21 protein-coding genes are annotated in these 23,070 nt (G+C 71.8%); 4 read left to right on the top strand and 17 right to left on the bottom strand.

Features of this window, described 5'->3' with window-relative positions:
* Positions 1-75 precede the first annotated feature (75 nt).
* Positions 76-1,503: an MFS transporter gene (locus ACWD02_RS02190; RefSeq protein WP_451203534.1), complete on the top strand. Its 1,428-nt coding sequence runs from the start codon at positions 76-78 to the stop codon at positions 1,501-1,503.
* Here the strand turns inward: ACWD02_RS02190 and ACWD02_RS02195 are convergent.
* The 11 genes from ACWD02_RS02195 to ACWD02_RS02245 all read right to left on the bottom strand — a co-directional run bounded on the left by ACWD02_RS02195 (position 1,500) and on the right by ACWD02_RS02245 (position 12,832).
* A complete protein-coding gene (locus tag ACWD02_RS02195; RefSeq protein WP_451203536.1) occupies positions 1,500-1,856 on the bottom strand; it encodes an MmcQ/YjbR family DNA-binding protein in 357 nt (118 codons plus the stop codon). The two genes, ACWD02_RS02190 and ACWD02_RS02195, sit on opposite strands and share 4 nt — an antisense overlap.
* Entirely contained in the window at positions 1,853-3,154 is a 1,302-nt protein-coding gene (locus ACWD02_RS02200) for a hemolysin family protein (protein ID WP_451203538.1), read from the bottom strand. The genes ACWD02_RS02195 and ACWD02_RS02200 overlap by 4 nt, the downstream gene beginning before the upstream one ends.
* A 4-nt stretch (positions 3,155-3,158) precedes the next feature.
* Complete coding sequence (gene ybeY / locus ACWD02_RS02205) at positions 3,159-3,656, bottom strand: rRNA maturation RNase YbeY (protein WP_365817103.1); 498 nt, start codon at positions 3,654-3,656, stop codon at positions 3,159-3,161.
* Between the two features lie 13 nt (positions 3,657-3,669).
* Positions 3,670-4,713 (bottom strand): PhoH family protein, encoded by a 1,044-nt coding sequence (locus tag ACWD02_RS02210; protein WP_451203541.1) that lies wholly within the window; start codon positions 4,711-4,713, stop codon positions 3,670-3,672.
* Positions 4,714-4,862: 149 nt separating this feature from the next.
* Positions 4,863-5,966, bottom strand: a complete 1,104-nt coding sequence (locus tag ACWD02_RS02215; protein WP_451203543.1) for a carbohydrate kinase family protein — start codon at positions 5,964-5,966, stop codon at positions 4,863-4,865.
* A gap of 67 nt (positions 5,967-6,033) precedes the next feature.
* Positions 6,034-7,035, bottom strand: a complete 1,002-nt coding sequence (locus ACWD02_RS02220) for an adenosine deaminase (protein ID WP_451203545.1) — start codon at positions 7,033-7,035, stop codon at positions 6,034-6,036.
* A gap of 13 nt (positions 7,036-7,048) precedes the next feature.
* On the bottom strand, positions 7,049-7,957 hold the full coding sequence (locus ACWD02_RS02225; RefSeq protein ID WP_451203547.1) for a ribonuclease Z: 909 nt from the start codon (positions 7,955-7,957) through the stop codon (positions 7,049-7,051).
* 6 nt (positions 7,958-7,963) lie between these two features.
* On the bottom strand, positions 7,964-8,317 hold the full coding sequence (locus ACWD02_RS02230; RefSeq protein ID WP_451203549.1) for a histidine triad nucleotide-binding protein: 354 nt from the start codon (positions 8,315-8,317) through the stop codon (positions 7,964-7,966).
* Positions 8,318-8,372: 55 nt separating this feature from the next.
* The gene (locus ACWD02_RS02235; RefSeq protein WP_451204363.1) at positions 8,373-11,609 is read right to left on the bottom strand and encodes a S41 family peptidase; all 3,237 of its coding nucleotides are present in this window, start codon (positions 11,607-11,609) and stop codon (positions 8,373-8,375) included.
* 51 nt (positions 11,610-11,660) lie between these two features.
* The gene (locus tag ACWD02_RS02240) at positions 11,661-12,239 is read right to left on the bottom strand and encodes a hypothetical protein (RefSeq protein WP_451203551.1); all 579 of its coding nucleotides are present in this window, start codon (positions 12,237-12,239) and stop codon (positions 11,661-11,663) included.
* Positions 12,240-12,259: 20 nt separating this feature from the next.
* Entirely contained in the window at positions 12,260-12,832 is a 573-nt protein-coding gene (locus ACWD02_RS02245; RefSeq protein ID WP_451203553.1) for a hypothetical protein, read from the bottom strand.
* Positions 12,833-12,993: 161 nt separating this feature from the next.
* Between ACWD02_RS02245 and ACWD02_RS02250 the strand changes: the two genes are divergently transcribed.
* A complete protein-coding gene (locus ACWD02_RS02250) occupies positions 12,994-13,428 on the top strand; it encodes a hypothetical protein (protein ID WP_451203555.1) in 435 nt (144 codons plus the stop codon).
* A gap of 55 nt (positions 13,429-13,483) precedes the next feature.
* Here the strand turns inward: ACWD02_RS02250 and ACWD02_RS02255 are convergent, their stop codons facing one another.
* The 4 genes from ACWD02_RS02255 to hrcA all read right to left on the bottom strand — a co-directional run bounded on the left by ACWD02_RS02255 (position 13,484) and on the right by hrcA (position 17,675).
* Entirely contained in the window at positions 13,484-14,221 is a 738-nt protein-coding gene (locus ACWD02_RS02255; RefSeq protein ID WP_451203557.1) for a 16S rRNA (uracil(1498)-N(3))-methyltransferase, read from the bottom strand.
* Positions 14,218-15,315, bottom strand: a complete 1,098-nt coding sequence (locus ACWD02_RS02260; protein WP_451203559.1) for a nitronate monooxygenase — start codon at positions 15,313-15,315, stop codon at positions 14,218-14,220. Before ACWD02_RS02260 ends, ACWD02_RS02255 begins: the two co-directional genes overlap by 4 nt.
* 203 nt (positions 15,316-15,518) lie before the next feature.
* On the bottom strand, positions 15,519-16,658 hold the full coding sequence (gene dnaJ, locus ACWD02_RS02265) for a molecular chaperone DnaJ (RefSeq protein WP_451203561.1): 1,140 nt from the start codon (positions 16,656-16,658) through the stop codon (positions 15,519-15,521).
* A complete protein-coding gene (gene hrcA / locus ACWD02_RS02270) occupies positions 16,659-17,675 on the bottom strand; it encodes a heat-inducible transcriptional repressor HrcA (protein WP_451203563.1) in 1,017 nt (338 codons plus the stop codon).
* Positions 17,676-17,876: 201 nt separating this feature from the next.
* Here hrcA and ACWD02_RS02275 point away from each other — a divergent pair, with 201 nt between their 5' ends.
* A complete protein-coding gene (locus ACWD02_RS02275) occupies positions 17,877-18,620 on the top strand; it encodes an MBL fold metallo-hydrolase (RefSeq protein ID WP_451203564.1) in 744 nt (247 codons plus the stop codon).
* 34 nt (positions 18,621-18,654) lie between these two features.
* On the top strand, positions 18,655-19,482 hold the full coding sequence (locus ACWD02_RS02280) for a DUF3097 domain-containing protein (RefSeq protein WP_451203566.1): 828 nt from the start codon (positions 18,655-18,657) through the stop codon (positions 19,480-19,482).
* A gap of 320 nt (positions 19,483-19,802) precedes the next feature.
* Here the strand turns inward: ACWD02_RS02280 and hemW are convergent, their stop codons facing one another.
* Positions 19,803-21,035: a radical SAM family heme chaperone HemW gene (gene hemW / locus ACWD02_RS02285; protein WP_451203568.1), complete on the bottom strand. Its 1,233-nt coding sequence runs from the start codon at positions 21,033-21,035 to the stop codon at positions 19,803-19,805.
* Between the two features lie 80 nt (positions 21,036-21,115).
* A complete protein-coding gene (locus ACWD02_RS02290) occupies positions 21,116-23,041 on the bottom strand; it encodes a SpoIIE family protein phosphatase (protein ID WP_451203571.1) in 1,926 nt (641 codons plus the stop codon).
* Positions 23,042-23,070: the final 29 nt, after the last annotated feature.

Below are 23,070 nucleotides of genomic sequence, written 5' to 3' on the forward strand. Positions count from 1 at the left end.
CCCCTGCCTGGTGTTACGACCACCAGCATAAGTTCCCGCTCCCCACGGCTATTCCTGACGCCCGAAGCTCGTCGCATGGCGATCGACACCACCACTCCCCCGTCCACCACGACACCCACGCCTGCCCCCGCGGTCGCGGCACCCAAGCTCTCCTCCCGCGACAGACTCGTCCTCTTCGTGCTCTGCGCCGCCCAGTTCATGGTCGCGCTCGACTTCTCCGTGCTGAACGTGGCGCTGCCCGTGCTCGGCGCCGACCTGGGCATGAGTCAGTCCGCGCTGCAGTGGGCGGTGACCGCGTTCGCCCTTCCCTCCGGCGGTTTCCTGCTCCTCTTCGGCCGCACCGGCGACCTGTTCGGCCGCCGCAAGCTGTTCATCGGCGGGCTCGCGCTCTTCGGTCTCGCCTCGCTCCTGGCCACCTTCGCCTGGGACCCGGCGTCCTTCCTCGCCGGGCGGGCGCTGCAGGGCGTGGGCGCGGCGGCCATCGTGCCGACCGGCATGTCGCTGCTCACGACCACGTTCCCCGAAGGCCCGCAGCGCGACCGGGCGCTGGGGATATCCGGCACGCTGCTCTCGCTCGGCTTCACGGTGGGCATGGTCCTTGGCGGCGTACTCACCGACACGCTCGGCTGGCGCTCCACGATGGGCCTGCTGACCCTCTTCGTGCTGATCGTGCTGCCGCTGGCGCCTGGCCTCCTGCCCGAGTCCCGCACCCCGGACCGCCCCCGCCTCGACATCCCGGGCGCGGTCACCGTCACCGGCGGACTGCTCGCCCTGATCTACGCGCTCTCCACGGCCGCCGAGCGCGGCTTCGGCGGGGCGGACGTCATCGTCACGCTGACCGCCGGTGTGCTGCTGCTCGCCGCATTCGGATACGTCGAGTCGCGCGCCGAGTCGCCGCTCGTCTCGCTGCCGATGCTGCGGCGGCGGACGGTGGCGTGGGGCAACCTGGGCGGTCTCGTCACCTTCTCGATGATGTCGGCGGTCATCTTCGCCCTCACCCTGTACCTGCAGGAGGTGCTGGAGCTCTCCGCCTTCGAGACCGGTCTCGTCTTCGGTGTGCAGGGGGTGCTCTCGGTGGTCGCCGGGATCTACGCGCCCAGGGTCATCAGCCGCTTCGGGGCGCGCCGCACGCTCGTCGTCTCGCTGCTCGGCCAGGGCCTGTTCATCGCGACGCTGCTCGGCATCGACGAGGGCACCTGGTCGGTCTGGCTCGCCACGGCGGGCGTCTCGGTGGCGAGCATGTTCCACCTGGGCGCGATCATCTCGTACGGCGTGACCGTCACCTCGGGTGTCCCGGACGAGGAGCAGGGCCTGGCCACGGGCCTGGTGACGTCCACCCAGCAGGTGGGCATCACGATCGGCATCCCGATCCTGGGCGTCCTCGCCACCACGAGCACCGATCTCCTGGCGGGAACGCGCACGGTGCTCCTGACCGACGCGGCGGTCCTGCTGGTGACGGCGGCCCTGGTGGCGACGGGCCTGCGTGTGCGGCGTAACGCCTAGGGGCGGTCGAGCCGCAGTCGTTGCGCCTTCGGCAGACCGGCGACGACCAGGTCGTACGAATCCTCGATGAGCTCCCGGACCTGCTGGTCCGGGAGCTTCGCGTCGACGGTCACGGTGTTCCAGTGCCGCTTGTTCATGTGCCAGCCCGGCGCGATCTCCGGGTGCGCGTCCCGCAGTTGGACCGCCATGTCGGGCTCGCACTTCAGGTTCACGTTCAGCGGCTCGGCGTCCAGCGAGGTGAGCGCGAACATCTTGCCCGCGACCTTGAACACCGAGGTCTCGGGGCCGAACGGGAACTCCTCCACCGCGTCGTTGAACGACAGGCAGAACGTGCGCAGCTCCTGCGGCGTCACCCCGAGGTCTCCTTCTCCGCGCCCGCCGGCGCGACCGGCTCCACGAGCACCGTCACGATCTTGTTCCGCCGCCCGGCCGCGGATTCCGCGGTGAGCCGCAGCTCGCGGCCGTCCGGCAGCGGCACGAGCGCGGACGCGTCGGCGATCGGCACCCGGCCGAGGGCCTTGGCGAGCAGACCGCCGACAGTCTCGACGTCCTCGTCGTCGAACTCGTCGAGTCCGAAGAGCTCGCCGAGGTCGCCGATGTCGAGGCGGGCGGTGACGCGGTAGCAGCCGTCGTCGAGCTCCTCGACGGGCGGCAGTTCACGGTCGTACTCGTCGGTGATCTCGCCGACGATCTCCTCGAGGATGTCCTCGATGGTGACGATGCCGGCCGTGCCGCCGTACTCGTCGATGACGACGGCGACGTGGTTGCGCTCCTGCTGCATCTCGCGCAGCAGGTCACCGGCGTTCTTCGTGTCGGGCACGAAGGTCGCCGGGCGCATGGCCGTCGACACCAGGTCCGACTCGCTGTCGCGGTTGATGTGCGTCTTGCGGGCCAGGTCCTTGAGATACACCATGCCGACGACATCGTCCTCGCTCTCCCCGGTCACGGGGATGCGGGAGAAGCCCGAGCGCAGGGCGAGCGTGAGCGCCTGCCGGATGGTCTTGAAGCGCTCGATGGCGACCAAGTCCGTCCGGGGGACCATGACTTCGCGTACGAGGGTGTCGCCGAGCTCGAAGACGGAGTGCACCATGCGGCGCTCGTCGTCCTCGATGAGGGATTCCTTCTCGGCGAGGTCGACCATCGCGCGCAGCTCGGCCTCGGAGGCGAACGGGCCGCGCCTGAAGCCCTTGCCGGGTGTGAGCGCGTTGCCGATGAGGATCAGGAGCGGCGGGATCGGACCCATGATGCGGGCCAGCGGCAGCAGGACGTACGCGGCGGCGGTGGCCGTGTTGAGCGGGTGCTGGCGGCCGATGGTGCGCGGCGAGACGCCCACCGCGACGTACGACACGAGGACCATCACCGCGATGGCGACGGCCAGCGCCTCCCACGTCTCGGCGAATTCGTTCAGGCAGGCGTACGTCACCAGGGACGCCGCCGCCATCTCGCACGCGACGCGCACGAGCAGCGCCACGTTCAGATAGCGGGTGGGGTCGGCGGCGACCTGCGCGAGCTTGGCGCTGCCGCGCCGCCCGGAGCGGACCGCCTCCTCGGCGCGGAAGCTGGAGGTGCGGGCGATGCCCGCCTCGGCGCAGGCGGCGAGCCAGGCGACGACGACCAGGGCGACGGCGCCCGCGATCAGCTGGAAACTCATGGGCCTACGAGACCGTGGGCGCCGGAGAGGGACCGGTCAGGCCGTTCTCCCCGCGCCAGCCGTCGACGATGGCCGCCTGGAGGCCGAACATCTCGGCCTTCTCGTCCGGCTCCTCGTGGTCGTACCCGAGCAGGTGCAGCACCCCGTGGACGGTGAGCAGCTGGAGCTCCTCGTCCATGGAGTGCTCCGTGGGCGCTTCCTTGCCCTGCTTGGTGGCGACCTCGGGGCAGAGCACGATGTCGCCGAGGAGGCCCTGCGGGGGCTCCTCCTCGTCCTTGGCCGGCGGGCGCAGTTCGTCCATGGGGAAGGACATGACGTCCGTCGGCCCCGGCAGGTCCATCCACTGGATGTGGAGCTGCTCCATGGCGTCCTCGTCCACGACGATCACCGAGAGCTCGGAGAGCGGGTGGATGCGCATCCGCGCGAGGGCGTAGCGGGCGATGTCGAGGATCGCCTGCTCGTCGACCTCGGTTCCGGATTCGTTGTTGACGTCGATCGACATGGTGCGGCTTCCGCTACTTCCCGTGTTTCTTGTGCTGCTGACTCTGCTGGCTGTCGTCGTACTTCTCGTACGCGTCGACGATACGGCCGACGAGCTTGTGCCGGACGACATCGTGGGACGTGAGCCGCGAGAAGTGCACGTCGTCGATGCCCTCCAGGATGTCCTGGACCTGGCGCAGACCCGACTTGGTGCCGTTCGGCAGGTCGACCTGGGTGACGTCGCCCGTGATCACGATCTTCGACTCGAAGCCGAGGCGGGTGAGGAACATCTTCATCTGCTCGACGCTGGTGTTCTGTGCCTCGTCGAGGATGATGAACGCGTCGTTCAGGGTGCGGCCACGCATGTACGCCAGCGGGGCGACCTCGATCGTGCCCGCCGCCATCAGACGCGGGATCGAGTCCGGGTCGAGCATGTCGTGCAGCGCGTCGTACAACGGCCTCAGGTACGGGTCGATCTTCTCGTAGAGCGTGCCCGGCAGGAAGCCGAGCCGCTCGCCGGCCTCGACGGCGGGGCGGGTCAGGATGATGCGGTTGACCTGCTTGGCCTGGAGGGCCTGCACGGCCTTGGCCATGGCGAGGTAGGTCTTGCCGGTGCCCGCGGGGCCGATGCCGAAGACGATGGTGTTCTTGTCGATGGCGTCGACGTACCGCTTCTGGTTGAGCGTCTTGGGGCGGATCGTGCGGCCGCGGGACGAGAGGATGTTCTGCGTGAGGACCTCGGCCGGGGTCTCCTGGCCGTCGCCCTCCCCTGCCTCGTCCGCCCTGAGCATGGCGATCGAGCGTTCCACTGCGTCCTCCGTCATCGGCTGACCGGTGCGGAGCACCAGCATCATCTCGTCGAAAAGGCGCTGGATGAGGGTGACTTCATGGGCGTCACCGACAGCGCTGATCTCATTGCCCCGGACATGGATGTCGGCCGCCGGGAAGGCCTTCTCGATCACGCGCAACAGGGCGTCTCCGGAACCGAGCACCGTCACCATCGGGTGGTTGGCCGGGACGGTGAAGTGTGCTCGCGACTGGCCCTGGGCAGGGGTACGAGCTGTGGGTGTCTGAGTCATGGGCCGGCACTATGGCCTGCTCATCCTCCTCATGCGGGGCTTGGTGGCCGCTCGACAGCCTTGCACTGCCAAGAGTACGACGCCCCACTGTCACCGCCGTAGGGCTTTTCCACTCCGGTCACGCACGACTGTGCGATTTCTTGGGGCGGCTACGCCGACCGGAACCCGATCGTGGGCACCGCCCGCCGCAGCGGCCACGGACGGGTGGCCTCCGGAAGCAGGCCTTCCAGGAAGCCGTACCTGCGCAGCGCCACGGGGTCCTGGTCGTCGACCTCCCGCACGGTCCGCCACCACGTGGCGACCTCCGCCCAGCCCGGCGCGGAGAGGGAGCCGCCGAACTCCTGCACCGACAGCGCGGCCGTGAGCCCCGCGAAGGCGAGCCGGTCGGCGAGCGGCCACCCGGCGAGGGTGCCGGTCACGAAGCCCGCCACGAAGACATCACCGGCCCCCGTGGGATCGAGCGCCTCCACCGCGATGGCCGGAACCTCGGCGGTCTCGCCGGTCCGCCCGTCCACCGCATACGCCCCTTCGGCACCCAGCGTCACCACGGCGAGCGGCACGTGTTCGGTCAGCGCGCGAGCGGCGGCCCGGGGGCACTGCGTGCGGGTGTACCGCATGGCCTCCTCCGCGTTCGGCAGGAACGCCTCGCAGTGCCGCAGGTCCGCGAGCCCCGCCAGGTCCCAGCGCCCGGTGTCGTCCCACCCGACGTCGGCGAAGATCCGCGTGCCGGTGCGCGCGGCCTCGGCGATCCACGGCGCGCGCGTGCCGGGCGTCAGGGAGGCGACGGCTGCCCGCGCGCGGGGCGGGCACTCCGGGGCGCCGCCGTCCGGGGATTCGGCGTCGGGCGGCGGCTCGTGCCCGTGGCTGACCATGGTCCGCTCGCCCTCGTAGGCCATGGAGACGGTCACCGGCGAGTGCCAGCCGGGCACGGTGCGTGACGTCGTGAGGTCGATGCCCTCGCCCTGTTCGAGCGCGTCCCAGCAGTACTCCCCGTAGTGGTCGTCCCCGAACGCCGCCGCGAGCGAGGTGCGCAGGCCGAGCCGGGCCAGCGCGGTCGCCATGTTCGCGACGCCACCGGGGCTCGACCCCATGCCACGGGCCCAGGACTCGGTGCCGCGCACGGGCGCGGAATCGAGCCCGGTGAAGATGATGTCGAGGAAGACCGTGCCGGTGAGGAAGACGTCACAGGGCGGATCACCGGCCCTGCGGGCTCCCTTGAGCGGGTCGATGCTGGGTTTGAGAGGTACGACCATGCAGGGACCGTAACGGACGACCGCCGTTCGACGGAGCATGGGCGGACCGTGGGCCCGCCCCTTGCGATCAGTCGAAGGAATATTCCGCGACCTCGGCGAGGTACCGCGCCCGCAGCTCCTCGTCCTGCGCGCTCCCGTCGAGGAAGGACGCCTCGAACGAGTTGCGCGCGAGCTCACGCAGCCGCTCCTGGTCGAGACCGAGGGCTTCGCGTACGGCGTGGAAGGTGTCGTCGACATAGCCGCCGAAGTACGCCGGGTCGTCGGAGTTCACGGTGCACAGCAGCCCGGCGTCCATCATCCGCGCGAGGGGGTGCTGTTCGAGTACGTCGATGGCGCGCAGCCTGACGTTGGACAGCGGGCAGAGGGTGAGCGGCACCCGCTCGCTCACGAGCCGCTTCACCAGCTGCGGGTCCTCCATGCAGCGCAGCCCGTGGTCGACGCGCTCGACGCCAAGGACGTCCAGGGCCTCCGTGATGTACGCGGGCGGCCCCTCCTCACCGGCGTGCGCGACGCGGCGCAGCCCCAGCGCGGCGGCCGCCTCGTACACCTCGCGGAACTTGGCGGGCGGGTGGCCGACCTCGGCGGAGTCGAGTCCGACGCCGATGATGCGGTGCAGGTGGGGCCTGGCGGCCTCCAGTGTCTCCAGGGCGGACTCGGCGGACTCGTCGCGCAGGAAGCACATGATGAGCTTGGTCGAGATCCCGTGCCGCTCGACGCTGCGGTCGAGGGCGCGCCCGAGCCCTTCGATCACCGTTCCGATGCCGACGCCGCGCGCCATGTGCGCCTGCGGGTCGAAGAAGATCTCCGCGTGCCGCACGCCCTGCCGGGCCGCTCGCGCCAGGTAGGCGTCCGCGAGCTCCTCGAAGTCCGCCTCGGTGCGCAGGACGGTCATCAGGCCGTAGTAGAGGTTCAGGAAGGACTGCAGATCATCGAAGAGGTAGGCCTTGCGGAGCTCTTCGGTGTCCGCGTACGGGAGCGTCACGCCGTTGCGGGCGGCGAGGGCGAAAGCGAGCTCGGGTTCGAGCGTCCCCTCGATGTGGAGGTGGAGTTCGGCTTTGGGAAGGGGCATGGCGGCGGCTCACTCAGGTGGTTCGTTTGGGCAGAGGTACACGCAGCAGGTCTTTGGCGACGGTGAGTTCACCGCCGAATCCCGCGTCCCGGGCCTGCTGCTCGAAGACGCCGGGGTCGGGGTAGCGCTGACTGAAATGGGTCAGCACGAGATGCCGGACGCCGGAGTCGACGGCGACCCGGGCCGCCTGACCCACGGTCAAGTGCCCGTGGTCCAGGGCGAGTTGCTCGTCCTCGTCCAGGAAGGTGGACTCGATGACGAGCATGTCGCAGCCGTCGGCGAGCGCGTGGACGCCGTCGCAGAGGCGGGTGTCCATCACGAAGGCGAACTTCTGCCCCCGCCGAACCGCGCTCACCTCGTCGAGCGTGACGCCCCGCAGCGAGCCCTCCCGCTGCAGGCGGCCCACGTCGGGCCCCGCGATGCCGCGCGCGGCGAGCAGCTCCGGGAGTATCCGCCGGCCGTCGGGCTCGGTGATGCGGTAGCCGAAGGACTCGACGGGGTGCGAGAGCTTGACGGCGTCGAGCGTGAAGGAGGGGGTGACGGCCAGCGGCCCGTCGTCCGACACGGGCTCCTGGACGAGGGAGACGGTCTCGCGGTAGGCGGTCGCGTACCGAAGCCGGTCGAAGAAGTGCTGCCCGGAGCGCGGGAAGTGCACCGTCACGTCGTGCGGGACGCGGTCCAGGTTGATGCGCTGGATGACCCCGGGCAGGCCCAGCGAATGGTCACCGTGGAAATGGGTGACGCAGATCCGGTGCAGGTCGTGCGCGGCGACCCCGGCACGCAGCATCTGGCGCTGCGTGCCCTCGCCGGGGTCGAAGAGGATGCCCTGCCCGTCCCAGAGCAGGACGTACCCGTTGTGGTTGCGGTGCCGGGTGGGGACCTGGCTCGCGGTGCCGAGGACCACCAGTTCACGTACGGACAAGGGGGCTTATCCCGGAGGCCACTGCAGGCCGCGTCCGCCGAGGACGTGGGCGTGCGCGTGGAAGACGGTCTGGCCCGCGCCGGTGCCGGTGTTGAAGACGATGCGGTAGCTCTCCGCCTTCTCCTCGGCGGCGACCTCGCCGGCCTCGCGCAGGACGTCGGCGGCGATGGTGGGTTCGGCTGCGGCGAGGGCGGCGGCGTCCGCGTAGTGCGCCTTGGGGATGATCAGTACGTGGCTGGGGGCCTGCGGGTTGATGTCCCGGAAGGCCACGGTCGTGTCCGTCTCCCTGACGAGGGTCGCGGGCACGTCCCCCGCGACGATCTTGCAGAACAGGCAGTCGGCCTGCGGTTCTCCCGCCATGTGGTGCCTCCGGTCCTCGCTCTTCACTGGTCCTTGCGCATGCTATCCGGCGGCCTCAGACCCCCGGCAGCTCCGGTGCCGTCTTGGGCGGTGTCGTCTCCAGGGAGGCCAGTGCCAGGCGGATCGCCTCGTCCAGTTGCGGGTCGCGTCCCGCGGCGTGATCCTCCGGGGTCGCCACCACCTCCACGTCCGGGTCGACCCCGTAGTTCTCGACGCCCCAGCCATAACCCTCCAGCCAGAACGCGTACTTCGGCTGGGTCACCAGCGTCCCGTCCACCAGCCGGTAGCGGCTGTCGATGCCGATGACGCCGCCCCACGTCCGCGTCCCCACCACGGGCCCGATCCCCAGCGCCTTGATCGCCGCGTTCACGATGTCCCCGTCGGAGCCGGAGAATTCATTGGCGACGGCGACGACGGGCCCCCGCGGCGCGTCCGCCGGATAACTGAGGGGCCGCGAACCCCGCGGCAGGTCCCAGCCCACGATCTTGCGGGCCAGCTTCTCCACCACCAGCTGGGAGGTGTGCCCGCCGCGGTTCTCCCGTACGTCCACCACGAGACCGTCCCTGGCCACCTCCACCCGCAGGTCCCGGTGGATCTGCGCCCAGCCGGGAGCCTGCATGTCCGGCACGTGGAGATATCCGAGCCGCCCGCCCGACCGCTCGTGGACGTACGCACGCCGGTCCACGACCCAGGCGTGGTACCGCAGCGGCTCCTCGTCGTCGACGGGGATCACCACCGCGTGCCGCGGGTCACCCCCGCCCGCGGGCGACACCGTCAGCTCCACCGGCTTCCCCGCCGTGCCCACCAGGAGCGGCCCGGGGCCCACCACCGGATCGACCGGCCGTCCCGCGACGGCCAGCAAGGCGTCCCCGGCACGCACCGCGACTCCGGGCGCGGCGAGCGGCGACCGGGCGGAGGGATCAGAGGTCTCGGAGGGCAGGACGCGGTCGATGCGCCATGCCCCGTCCGCGCCCCGCGAGATGTCCGCGCCGAGCAGCCCCTGACGTGCCGCCGAACTCCCCCTGGACCCGCCCCCCATGACGTACGCGTGCGAGGTGCCGAGCTCCCCGGCCACCTCCCACAGGAGGTCCACGAGGTCGTCGTGCGTGGCCACCCGGTCGAGCACCGGACGGTACCGGTCGAGCACGCCGTCCCAGTCGATCCCGCCCAGGTCGGGCCGCCAGAAGTTGTCCCGCATGAGGCGGCCGGCCTCGTCGTACATCTGGCGCCATTCGGCGGCCGGATCGACGGTCTGCCGGACCCGTGTCAGGTCGACGGTGATGTTCGAGTCGGAGCTCTCGTCGCCGGAGGCACGCCGGTCGCTCGGCACGACCTTCAGCTTCCCGTCGGCCCACAGCAGCACCCGCTTGCCGTCCCCGCTGACGGCGAAGTGGTCGGCGTCCGACGCCAGTTCCTCGATGCGCTGCTGTACGAGGTCGTAGCGTTCGAGCTCGGTCCGCGGGTCGGGGTCGGACGGGGTGGCCCGGGACGCGCCGAGGACGCCCCGCACGGGGTGCCGCAGCCACAGGACGCCGTCCTTGGCGGCCCGCAGCGTCGAGTACCGGGCGGCCTCGACGGGGAACGGCACGATGCGGTCGGCGAGACCGTCGAGGTCGATGCGGGTGACGGGCGAACCCTCGCTGTCCGGGGTCTCGTCCTTGTCGGGCGCCTCGAATGGCCGCCCGTGCCGCTGCGGCCCGAAGGGCGAGGGCGTGGTGGCGGCCAGCGTGATGAGGTGGGGCCGCGATCCGCCTACGAAGGCGAGGTCGAAGACGTGCTCGTCGTAGACGGGGTCGAAGGCCCGCGCGGACAGGAACGCCAGGTGCTTCCCGTCGAGGGTGAACGCGGGCGCGTAGTCACGGAACCGCAGCGGCGTCGCCTCGGACACCGAGAGATCGGCCGTGTTCGCCAGCTTCAGCTGGCGCAGCGGACTCGGCCCCGGATGCGACCACGCGAGCCAGGCCGAGTCCGGCGAGAAGACGAGCCCGGTGGCGTCCCCGTGCTCCCCGCGGTCGACCTCACGCACCTCACCGCTCTCCCGCTCGACCAGCAGCACCCTGCCGTCGTGCGCGGCGACGGCGGCCCGGCTGCCGTCGGGGGCCACGGCGAGCCCGAGCACCCGGCCCAGTTGCCCCGCGGCGATCCTGCGCGGGGTGGCACCGGGCGCGAGGCCGGTGGCCGGCGCGAACTGGAGCGCGTCGTCGCCCTCCGCGTCCGTCACCCAGACCACGTGTTCCTCGCCGTCGACACGGAACGTGCGCGGCAGCCGTGCGCGCACCCCGTGCTCGGCGGCGAGCGCGCGGGCGGGCCCCTCGCGGTGCGTCACCCAGTGCACGCCGCCGCGCACGGAGACGGCGCTGCCCCGTCCCGTGTGGTCGGGAGAGGCCGCGCCGAACCAGCGTGACGCGCTCACGGGGTGCGGCTGGAGGTCGGTGCGCTGGCCGCCGAGACGGACGTCCACGCGGCGCGGCTCGGCGTCCATCAGGTCGTCCAGGAGCCAGAGTTCACCCGCCGACGCGTACACGACGCGGGTGCCGTCGGTCGCGGCGTGCCGGGCGTAGAAGCCTCCGCCGTCGCCGGTGTGCCTGCGCAGGTCGGAGCCGTCGGGCAGCGAGGAGTAGACGGCGCCGACGCCCTCGTGGTCGGAGAGGAAGGCGATGCGCTCGCCCACCCACAGGGGGTACTCGATGTTCCCGTCGAGTTCTTCGTGGACGCGTACGAAGCTGGTCTCGCCGCCGTCCGCGTCCGCGCCGGTGTCCCCGCGCCGGATCCAGAGCTTGCCCGCCGTGCCGCCGCGGTAGCGCTTCCACCAGGCGGCCTCGCGTCCCATCGGCGCGGAGAGCAGCAGGACTTGACCGTCCCGCGGGCCGTACGCGACGTCTCCCACGAGTCCGTACGGCAGCGTGTCCGCGGGCCCGCCGTCCAGCGGGACGGCCCGCGCCCAGCTGCGGCGCAGCGAGGCCTGGCCGGACGTGCTGACCGCGAGGACCCGGCCGTCCGGGGTCCAGCCGCGCACCGAGGTGCGTGCACTGCCCCAGTACGTGAGGCGCTTGGACGGCCCGCCGTCGACCGGGGCGACATGCACCTCCGGGGAGCCGTCCCGCGTGGACGTCCAGGCGACGGTCGTCCCGTCCCGGGAGATGCGGGGGTGGTTCACCGGCATGTTGTCGGCGCTGACGCGCCACGCCCGGCCGCCGTCGAGAGGCGCGACCCAGACGTCGTCCTCGGCGGTGAAGGCGGCCAACTCGCCGCGCAGATGGGGAAACCGGAGATACGCAGAGTGCCCAGTCAGTGTCACTCAGCCAGCCTAGGCAGCGTCGGCGGAGCCGGACAGGGTTTTGGATCACTTGCCCCTGATGCACGAGCAGGACGGATGGGGCGTGACGGTCACCGTGACGGTCGCCGCGGGCGGCTGGTCGGGCTCATCCGGCTGATCCGGCTGATCCGGCTGGTCCGACTGGCCCGGGTCCTCCGGCTGCTCCGGTTCGTCGCCTCCGGCGCAGTCGCCGAGCACGTCCACCCGGAACCACACCTTGCCGTCGACCTTGGCGGTGAGGTTGCCGCGTACGCAGTGGCCGTCGACGACGGACCGCACCGAGCCCTTGACGGTGATGTCGCTGGTGTCGTCCGAGCCCTTGCCGGTCTTGGCCTGGCCCTGGCAGTCGACGGTGGCGACGGCGTCCCGGTCCGGGGATCCGCTCGACGGTGTGACCCTGGACTTGTAGCGGGCGGTGCAGCTGATCCACAGCACGTCGAGACGCTGCCGCTCCAGCTCCTTGGTCGCCATCTCGTCCGTGGTGATCGCGATGGCCGCGGTGTTCATGCCGCCGGCCACCGGATCGCACGCGGCGGCCCCGACCACCGCCGCCCCCGCGAACGCGACGGCGTACAGCACCCGCCCGCGCCGTCCGCGTACCGCCACCGAATGATCACGTAAGCGCCTCAATGCCCCCATAGGCGGCAGGGTGCCACTGCGAGCCGTTTGACGACAGTCCCCTTTGCGTCCGGTCCCGAGGGAGCCAAGGGACATGGGGCCCGGAAAAGAACACGCCTGGCACCGGCTCCCGCACATAGCCTCCCCGCATGAGAAACGACCGCAGACTCCGGCGCCTGGTCGTCGATGACCACACCGTCGACCTTGGCGGTGAGGTTGCCGCGTACGCAGTGGCCGTCGACGACGGACCGCACCGAGCCCTTGACGGTGATGTCGCTGGTGTCGTCCGAGCCCTTGCCGGTCTTGGCCTGGCCCTGGCAGTCGACGGTGGCGACGGCGTCCCGGTCCGGGGATCCGCTCGACGGTGTGACCCTGGACTTGTAGCGGGCGGTGCAGCTGATCCACAGCACGTCGAGACGCTGCCGCTCCAGCTCCTTGGTCGCCATCTCGTCCGTGGTGATCGCGATGGCCGCGGTGTTCATGCCGCCGGCCACCGGATCGCACGCGGCGGCCCCGACCACCGCCGCCCCCGCGAACGCGACGGCGTACAGCACCCGCCCGCGCCGTCCGCGTACCGCCACCGAATGATCACGTAAGCGCCTCAATGCCCCCATAGGCGGCAGGGTGCCACTGCGAGCCGTTTGACGACAGTCCCCTTTGCGTCCGGTCCCGAGGGAGCCAAGGGACATGGGGCCCGGAAAAGAACACGCCTGGCACCGGCTCCCGCACATAGCCTCCCCGCATGAGAAACGACCGCAGACTCCGGCGCCTGGTCGTCGATGACCACACCGTCTACCTGTGGTCGTTCCGGCACCGCCACGACAGCGCCGCAGGTCTCGGCGGTCCCGGCTGCCGGCACGTGCTGTCCCTCTACCGCGAGGGCAGCCGGTCGCGCACGGCGTTCGTCTTCCGGGCGGGACCCGGGCACATCATCTCCGAGGGCCACTGGGAGCATGGCTCGCTCGTCGGCACGACAGCGGACGACGACCGGAAGTGGCTCAACCTCTACGAGCCCGGAACCGTCCGGCTGCTCGTCGACGAGGCGACGGCACGCGCACTGCTGCCGGGCCACGACGCCGGATCGCCGCGCGAGCTGGACGGCTGGCCCCTGCTGGAGGGCACGCTCAGCCGCGCGGCAGCAGCCACTCCCGCATCTCCACCAAGTTCCGGTCGGTGACTGCGGCTTGCGGCCGAGGATGTTCCACGGCGTCTTCCTCGCCCGGCGCGGAAGTTCAGGACCAGCGGCCGGTGCGTCCCAGGAGCAGCGCGGCCGCCGCCGTCCCCGCGGTCGACGTACGCAGCACGCTGCGCCCCAGGCGGTACGGCTTCGCCCCCGCGTCCGCGAAGGCCGCGAGCTCGTCCGGTGACACGCCGCCCTCGGGGCCGACCACGAGGACGATGTGCCCCGCCGCCGGGAGATCGGCCGTGGCCAGCGGTTCGCTGCCCTCCTCGTGCAGGACCGCGGCCAGGTCGGCGGCGGCGAGCAGCGCCGCCACCTGCTTGGTCGACATGGCGTCCGCCACCTCGGGGAAGCGCACCCGGCGCGACTGCTTGCCTGCCTCGCGCGCCGTGGCACGCCACTTGCCGAGGGCCTTGAGCCCGCGCTCGCCCTTCCACTGCGTGATGCAGCGCGACGCGGACCAGGGCACGATCGCGTCGACGCCGGTCTCCGTCATGGTCTCGACGGCGAGTTCACCGCGGTCGCCCTTGGGCAGTGCCTGTACGACGGTGATGCGGGGTTCCTGGGGGGCCTCTTCCCGTACGGAGCCCATCCGCAGGATCAGCCGGTCCTTGCCCTCGGTGTCCTCGACCACGCAGTCGGCCCAGCGCCCGGCCCCGTCGGTCAGGACGACGTCCTCACCGGCGTGCAGCCGCTTCACGGAGACGGCGTGGCGTCCTTCGGGACCATCGAGTACGTGGCGTCCGGCAGCGTTCCCGAAGGTCTCGACGACGAAGACGGGCGCGGTCACGCCTGGCTCCCGGGCTGGGTCCCCTGCTGCCCTCCGGCCGCCAACGCGGCCTTCGACTCGGCCAGTTCGGCCGCGAGGACCTCCACGAGCTGCCCGGCGGGAAGCTCCCGCGCCATGCGGTGCCCCTGTCCCGCCCACAGCGCCATGCCCTGCGCGTCACCGGCCTTGGCCGCGGCCTTGCGCAGGCCGCTGGTGAGGTGGTGGACCTGGGGGTACGCGGCGGGGGCGTAGGGCCCGTGCTCCCGCATGAAGCGGTTGACGAGGCCGCGCGCGGGGCGCCCCGAGAAGGCCCGGGTCAGTTCGGTCCGGGTGAACAGCGGGTTGGTCATGGCCTGCTTGTGCAGGGCGTTCGCGCCCGACTCGGGGCAGACCAGGAAGGCCGTGCCGAGCTGCGCGGCGTCCGCGCCGGCCGCGAGCACCGCGGCGATCTGTGAGCCGCGCATCAGGCCGCCGGCCGCGACGACCGGGATCTGCACGGTGTCGCGCACCTGCGCGATGAGCGAGAGGAGGCCGAGCCCGGCGCCGTCCGTCTCGGGGTTGTCGCGGTGCGTGCCCTGGTGGCCGCCCGCCTCGATGCCCTGGACGCACACGGCGTCGGCGCCCGACCACTGGGCGGTCTGCGCCTCTTCGGGCGAGGTGACGGTGGCGACGGTGATCGTGCCGACCCGCGCGAAGGCGTCGAAGACGTCGCGGGTGGGGCAGCCGAAGGTGAACGACACCAGCGGCACCGGGTCCTCGACGAGGATGGCGAGCTTGGCGTCGTAGCCGTCGTCGCGGCCGCTGTCCGGGTCGCCGAGCTGCGTCTCGTACCAGGCGGCCTCGCCGGCGAGCTGGTTGCGGTAGACGTCGACGGCGGCGGCGTCGGCGTACTCGGGCTGCGGCATGAACAGGTTCACGCCGAACGGCCGGCTCGTGAGCCCCCGCAGCTGTTTGATCTCCTGGTACATCCCGTCGGCGGTTTTGTATCCGGCGGCGAGATATCCGAGCCCCCCGGCCTCGGAGACGGCCGCGGCGAGCTGGGGGCACGAGGCGCCGCCCGCCATGGGGGCCTGCACGATCGGAAGGCGGCAGAGATCGGTCAGTGCGGTGGGCATGAACGCATCGTGCCATGCCCTGGCCGGGGCGCCGAATCGCGCTCGCGCGGGGCCTGCGAGCGCCCCATAGGGGGCGCGGGGCTGTGACATGTGCGGCTCCGCCGCGGGGCGCGAGCAACCACACACAACCTGCGGGCGAAGACGGCGAAGTGCCCCCGGCGCGGTATCCGCGACCGGGGGCACAAAGAGAACCGCTTCAGGCGCTACCGCCCGTTGAACGCGTCCTTCAGGCGAGAGAACAAGCCCTGCTGCCCCGGCTGGAACTGCCCCGTGGGCCGCTCCTCGCCGCGCAGCTGCGCGAGCTCCCGCAGGACCCGCTCCTGCTCCGCGTCCAGCTTGCTCGGCGTGAGGACCTCGACGTGCACGATGAGGTCACCACGGCCGCCGCCCCGCAGGTGCGTGATGCCCCTGCCGTGCAGCGGCACCGACTGGCCGGACTGCGTGCCCGGCCGGATGTCGACCTCTTCCAGGCCGTCCAGCGTCTCCAGGGGCACCTTGGTTCCCAGAGCCGCTGCGGTCATCGGAATGGTGACCGTGCAGTGCAGGTCGTCCCCGCGCCGCTGGAACACGGCGTGCGGCAGCTCGTGGATCTCCACGTACAGGTCGCCGGCGGGGCCGCCGCCGGGGCCGACCTCGCCCTCGCCCGCGAGCTGGATCCGCGTGCCGTTGTCGACACCGGCGGGGATCTTCACGGTGAGCGTCCGCCGCGACCGGATGCGGCCGTCGCCGGCGCACTCCGGGCAGGGGGTGGGCACGACCGTGCCGAAGCCCTGACACTGCGGGCACGGCCGCGACGTCATGACCTGGCCGAGGAAGGACCGCGTGACCTGCGACACCTCGCCGCGACCGCGGCACATGTCACACGTCTGGGCGGACGTTCCCGGCGCGGCACCTTCACCGCTGCAGGTCGTACAGACGACCGCCGTGTCGACCTGTATGTCCTTGGTGGTCCCGAAGGCCGCCTCGTCCAGGTCGATCTCGAGCCGGATCATGGCGTCCTGGCCGCGGCGCGTGCGCGACCGGGGGCCACGCTGCGACGCCGTCCCGAAGAACGCGTCCATGATGTCCGAGAAGTTGCCGAAGCCACCGGCCCCGAAACCGCCCGCGCCACCGCCGCCGCCCGCCTGGGACAGCGGGTCACCGCCGAGGTCGTAGACCTGCTTCTTCTGCGGGTCCGACAACACCTCGTACGCGGCGTTGATCTCCTTGAAGCGCTCCTGAGTCTTCGGGTCCGGATTCACATCCGGGTGAAGCTCTCGCGCAAGCCTCCGGAAGGCCTTCTTGATCTCGTCCTGGGAAGCGTCGCGGCGCACGCCTAGTACGGCGTAGTAGTCCGTGGCCACTTACGACTCCGCCAGGATCTGTCCGACGTAACGTGCCACTGCGCGTACTGCTCCCATCGTTCCCGGATAGTCCATGCGGGTCGGGCCGACCACGCCGAGTTTGGCTACTGCCTCGCTGCCCGAACCGTAGCCGACGGAGACCACGGACGTAGAGCTGAGTCCCTCATGGGCGTTCTCGTGACCGATCCGTACGGTCATGCCCGAATCCGTGGCCTCGCCAAGCAACTTGAGCAGGACGACCTGCTCCTCAAGAGCCTCCAGGACGGGCCTGATGGTGAGGGGAAAGTCATGTCCGAAGCGGGTGAGATTGGCCGTTCCGCCGATCATCAGCCGCTCCTCGGTCTCCTCGACAAGGGTTTCGAGGAGGGTGGAGAGCACCGTCGCCACCGTGCCGCGGTCCTCCGCGTCGAAGGACTCCGTCATGTCCTGCACCAACTGCGGCACGTCCGCGAAGCGACGCCCCGCGACCCTGCTGTTGAGCCGCGCCCGCAGGTCCGCGAGCGAGGTCTCGCCGAACGGGGCGGGACAGTCGATCATGCGCTGCTCGACCCGGCCCGTGTCCGTGATCAGTACGAGCATCAGGCGGGCGGGGGCCAGCGAGAGCAGCTCCACGTGCCGCACCGTCGACCGTGTGAGGGACGGATACTGCACGACCGCGACCTGCCGGGTCAGCTGCGCGAGCAGCCGCACCGTGCGCGCCACGACGTCGTCGAGGTCGACGGCGCCGTCGAGGAAGTTCTGGATGGCCCTGCGCTCCGGCGCCGCCATCGGCTTGACGGCGGTGAGCTTGTCGACGAAGAGGCGGTACCCCTTGTCCGTCGGGATGCGCCCCGCACTCGTATGAGGCTGGGCGATGAACCCTTCCTCCTCCAGTGCCGCCATGTCGTTTCGGACGGTGGCCGGAGAGACGCCGAGGCTGTGCCGCTCGGTGAGCGCCTTGGAGCCGACGGGCTCCTCGGTGCCGACGTAGTCATGGACGATGGCGCGCAGCACCTCGAGCCTGCGTTCACTGAGCATCCGCGCAACACCTCCACCTTTTCGCCCTGAGACCTGTCTGCCCCGCGGTCCTGCCTGGCACTCCCCGCAGGTGAGTGCCAGCCTGCACCGCGCCCAGTGTACGGCTGCGAGGTACGGGCCCGGCAAGGGCCGGACCCTATGTCGGTCCGACGGCCGAAGTGACGGCTGCCAAGCCGCCCGCGCGGGACTAGCGTCGGCTCCATGGACGTGGCACTGGCTTGGGACGAGGCGGGTTGGGAACGGCTCGCGCCGCACGTGGGACGCAGGCGCCTGCCGGTCTGGGACTGTACGGCGGGCCTGGTCGTCGGCGGGGAGTCGGCGCTGATGATCGAGGCGGGCGCGACCCTGCGCGAGGGTGCGGAGCTGCGGACCCAGGCGCGCGGCATCCTCGGCGGGGGCCGCCGGGTCACCCATCTCGCCCTGACGCATCCGCACTTCGACCACGTCCTGGGCGCCGCTGCGTTCGCGGGCGTGGAGGTGTACGGCGCGGTCGGCCTCGACGCGCTGCTCGCGAGGGGACGCGACGAGCTGCGCGACGACGCCGTGCGGCAGGGGGTCGCCCCGGACGCCGCGGCGGAGGCCGCCGACCTGCTCGTCCGCCCGCGCCACTCCGTGTGCGGGGAGTGGACGCTCGACCTGGGCGGCGGGGCACAGGTCCTGCTCGCGAACGTCGGCCCGGGGCACACGGGCCACGACCTGGCGGTCCTGGTCCCCGGCACGGGCGACACCCCCGAGATCGTCTTCTGCGGCGACCTGGTCGAGGAGTCGGGCGAACCGCAGGCCGGTCCTGACGCGGTCCCGTCGCGGTGGCCGGCCGCGCTCGACCGGCTGCTGGACCTGGGCGGCGAGGACGCGTTGTACGTGCCGGGGCACGGGGCGGTGGTCGATGCGGCATTTGTCCGCGCGCAACGCGCCACACTGGCGGCTCGCTTCGGCGTGTCGTAGCCGCTCGTACGCCGCTTCTCTTATCGTCATGCGAATGCGCCAGTACTCCGCAGACCTCACTCCGCCGTGGAAGAAGCCGAAGCCCGTGCCGGAGGTCGCCGCGGAGGCGGACCTCGTGGTGGAGGAGCTGAGCACCGGGTTCTGCGGGGCGGTGATCCGCTGCGAGAAGACGGCGGAGGGTCCGACGGTGACCCTGGAGGACCGCTTCGGCAAGCACCGCGTCTTTCCCATGACGCCGGGGGCCTTCGCCCTGGAGGGCCGGCGGGTCACTCTCGTCCGCCCCTCTTCCGCTGCCTCCACTCCCGTACGTCCTACGCGTACCGCGTCGGGTTCGGTGGCCGTGCCGGGGGCGCGGGCCCGGGTCGCCCGTGCCGGGCGGATCTACGTCGAGGGGCGGCACGACGCGGAGCTGGTCGAGCGGGTGTGGGGCGACGACCTGCGGATCGAGGGTGTGGTCGTCGAGTACCTGGAGGGCATCGACGACCTCCCGGGGATCGTCGAGGAGTTCTCCCCCGGGCCCGACGCGCGCCTGGGCGTCCTGGTGGACCACTTGGTGCCCGGCTCGAAGGAATCACGGATCGCGGCGCAGGTGAGTTCCCCTTCGGCCCTGGTGGTGGGGCACCCCTACATCGACGTGTGGGAGGCGGTGAAGCCGTCGTCGGTGGGGATCGCGGCCTGGCCCCGGGTGCCTCGGGGACAGGACTGGAAGACGGGCGTCTGCGAGGCGCTGGGCTGGCCCCCCAACACGGGTGCCGCGTGGCAGCGGATCCTGGGCTCGGTCCGCAGCTACCGGGATCTTGAGCCGGCGCTGCTGGGTCGCGTGGAGGAGCTGATCGACTTCGTCACGGCCCCGGATAACTAGCCTCGCGGGCCGTGCTCCCCTCGCCCTGCACCACCGCTGCACGGCGCACTACACCGCCGCTGCGCGGCGGATCTTCCCCACCCACCCGCCCGATCACCCCGCGGCCCTGCCCACCCGGGCCCCGGCCCTCGCCACAGCCCCCTGCAGCTCAGAACTCTCCCACCCACCCGATCACCCCGCAGCCCGCCCACCCGAGCCCTTCTCCAGCCCGTCCGGCGTTTGAGGACCGGGGTTCGGGGCGGAGCCCCGGGTTCGGGGAGGGGTGGGGTGGGGTGGGGTTGGGGGAAGCCCCGCAGGGGCCGCACGGACCTCAGCCCACTTCAGTCCACCAGGTCCCGCACGACGGCGTCCGCCAGCAACCGCCCCCGCAGGGTCAGCACGGCCCGCCCCTCCTCGTACGGCCCCGCCTCGAGGAGGCCGTCCGTGAGGGCCCGTCCCGCGGCCGCGAGGCCGGCGGGGCGCAGGAGAGACAACGGGCACCCCTCGAGCAGCCGCAGCTCCAGCAGAATCCGCTCCACCCGCCGGTCCTCGGCGGCGAGAATCTCCCGCCCGGCCCCAGGTGAGCGCCCAGCGGCAAGCGCACCCGCATAAGCCCCCGGATGCTTGACGTTCCACCACCGCACGCCCCCCACGTGGCTGTGGGCCCCCGGCCCGGCCCCCCACCAGTCGGCCCCACGCCAGTACAACTCGTTGTGCAGGCAGCGCCCGGCATCGGACGTGGCCCAGTTGGACACCTCGTACCAGGAGAAGCCGGCGCCCCCGAGGACCTCGTCGGCGATCAGGTACCGGTCCGCGTGCACGTCGTCGTCGGTCATGGGCACCTCACCGCGCCGGATCCGCCGCGCCAGCTGCGTGCCTTCCTCGACGATCAGGGCGTACGCGCTGACGTGGTCGGGCCCGGCGCCGATGGCCGCGTCCAGCGTGGCCCGCCAGTCGTCGTCGGTCTCGCCCGGAGTGCCGTAGATCAGGTCCAGGTTGACGTGCTCGAAGCCCGCCGCACGCGCCTCGGCCACGCAGGCCTCGGGCCGGCCGGGGGTGTGCGTACGGTCGAGCACCTTCAGTACGTGCTGCTTGGCGCTCTGCATCCCGAAGGAGACGCGGTTGAAGCCCCCCGCCCGCAGCTCGCTCAGGTACGCCGGATCGACGGACTCCGGGTTCGCCTCCGTCGTGATCTCCGCGTCGTCCGCGAGGCCGAACTCCTCGCGCACGGCCCCCAGCATGCGGACCAGATCGCCCGCGGCGAGCAGCGTCGGCGTACCGCCCCCGACGAAGACGGTCTGTACCGGACGCGGGTCGTCACCCAGGGTCTTGCGCGCGAGCCGCACCTCGTCGATCAGGGTGTCCGCGTAGTTGTCGCGCGAGGCGAGCACACCGCCGGAGCCGCGCAGCTCGGTCGCGGTGTACGTGTTGAAGTCGCAGTACCCGCAGCGCGTGGCGCAGTACGGGACGTGCAGGTAGAAACCGAGCGGACGCGTCCCCGCACCCGCGAGGGCGGACGCGGGCAGGGCCCCGTCCTCGGGCATGGGCTCACCATCGGGCAGTGCGGAAGGCATACCCCGATTGTCCCGCACCCCGGAGAAGACCGACGCCGCTACGGCGTCTCACCCCCACATCACCGCGCCTGTGGCACGAGTCACTGCGCCTGCAGCACGAGCACCGCCAGATCATCGTCCGGCGGCCGCTCCGAGAATTCGTGGACCATGCGCTTGATCCGTTCCGCCACCAGGCCCGCGTCGAGGCCCGCGCAGCTCGCGAGGGCCGCCGCGAGGCCGTCGCTGTCGTCGAACATCCGCTGTCCCGTACGCCGCTCCGTCACCCCGTCCGTGACGCAGAGGAGCGTGTCCCCCGTGCGCAGCTCGAAGGTCTCGCTCTTGTACGTCGCGTCGTCGACGACCCCGAGCAGCAGTTGGGGCGTGGCCGCCACCTGGACGTTTCCGTCCGGGGAGAGGAGGAGCGGCAGGGGGTGCCCCGCGCTGGCCACCGTGCAGCGGACGCCGCCGTCGTCCATGGGCACCAGCTCGCCGTAGAGCAGGGAGAGGAAGCGGGAGGTGGCCCCGTCGGGCGGCACGCCCTGGCCGCCCGCCACGGCGACCACCGCCGCGGCCGCGTCCGCCGCCTCGGTCGCGTCGTCGAGGAGGAGCTGGTTGAGACGGTCGAGCACCTCCGCGACCTCGTACCCCTCGCGGGCGAGCAGCCGCAGCCAGGGCCGGGCGAGGCCGATCACGACGGCCGCCTCGACGCCCTTGCCCTGCACGTCGCCGAGCGCGAAGCACCAGCGGCCCTTGCCCGCCTGGAACACGTCGTAGAAGTCGCCGCCCGGCCCGCCCTTGTCCCGCGGCTCGTACACGACACCGCTGCTCACGCCGGGGATGTCGGCGACGGAGCTCGGCAGGAGTCCGCGCTGCAGGACCTGGCTGATGGTGGCCTGGCGCTGATAGCGCCGCGCCGCGCTGATGGCCAGGGCGACGCGGCGGCTGAAGTCCTCGATGAGGCCGGTGACTTCGTCCGCGAAACGCATCATCCCGGCCCGCCCGATGACGAGCGTGCCCAGCACCCGGCCGCCCGCCGTGAGGCGGTACGCCAGGGCCGTGCCGTTCGCCTCTCCCGCCGACGCCTCGATGGGCCAGGGCACGGGGACGGCGCCGGAGCCCACCGTGTCGGGCAGCTGGGGCGGGTCCTTCTCCAGGCTGCGGCGCAGTTCCTCTATCCGCTGTTCGCTGGTGTGCCAGACGCGGGCGAGCCGGGAGCCCGTGCTCCCGCTCGCGGAGCCGCGCTGCGCGACCTCCGCCTCGTCGTCGAGCCAGACCGCGCACCAGTCCGCGAGCCGCGGCACGAGCAGCTGCCCGGCGAGCGCGGCCACCAGGTCCTCGTCGAACTGCCCGGCGAGCAGATCGGAGGCCTCGGCGAGGAAGGTGAGCGCGCCGCGGTTGACCCACTCCGTGTCGTGCGTGATCCGTCGGGGCAGCGGCGCGAGGATCTCGGCGGTGCGCAGACCCCGCTGTGCCGCCTGTTCACTCGCGTACGACTCGATCTCCTGGCCTGCCGCCTGTACGCCGCCGACGGGGAGGCGGGCCCAGACGGCCTTCGTGCCGGTGCGGTAGGTGATGCCCCAGGAGTCGGCGAGGGTGGCGACGAGCTGGAGGCCGCGGCCGTACTCCGGCATGCCGGGCTGCTGGGGCGGGGGTTCGCTGCGGACCGCGCGGGCGGGGTGGTGGTCGGAGACCTCGATGACCAGGGTGTCGCAGTTCTCCCCCAGGCCCGCCTCGTCGAGCCTGCACACCAGCTCGACCGTCGTGCCCGCGTGCACGACGGCGTTCGTGACGAGCTCGCTGACCAGCAGCACGGCGTCGTCCACGAGGCGGTCGGTGACGCCCGCGGCGGCGGGCACGGAGAGCTCCACCCAGTCGGCGAGTGCGGCCCGCACAAACCTTCGTGCGGCGGCGGGCGCCATCGGGTTTCCGGGCAGCGACGTGCACACCACCGCCGGCGGGCCGGGCTGGTGCCCCGGCTGGGCGGACGCACGGAAAGTGTTCTCCCGTTGCATCGGAATGGACCCCACGTTTCGGCTCCTGAGCAGTTCGGTCGAAT

Source organism: Streptomyces sp. NPDC002853 (assembly GCF_053591915.1).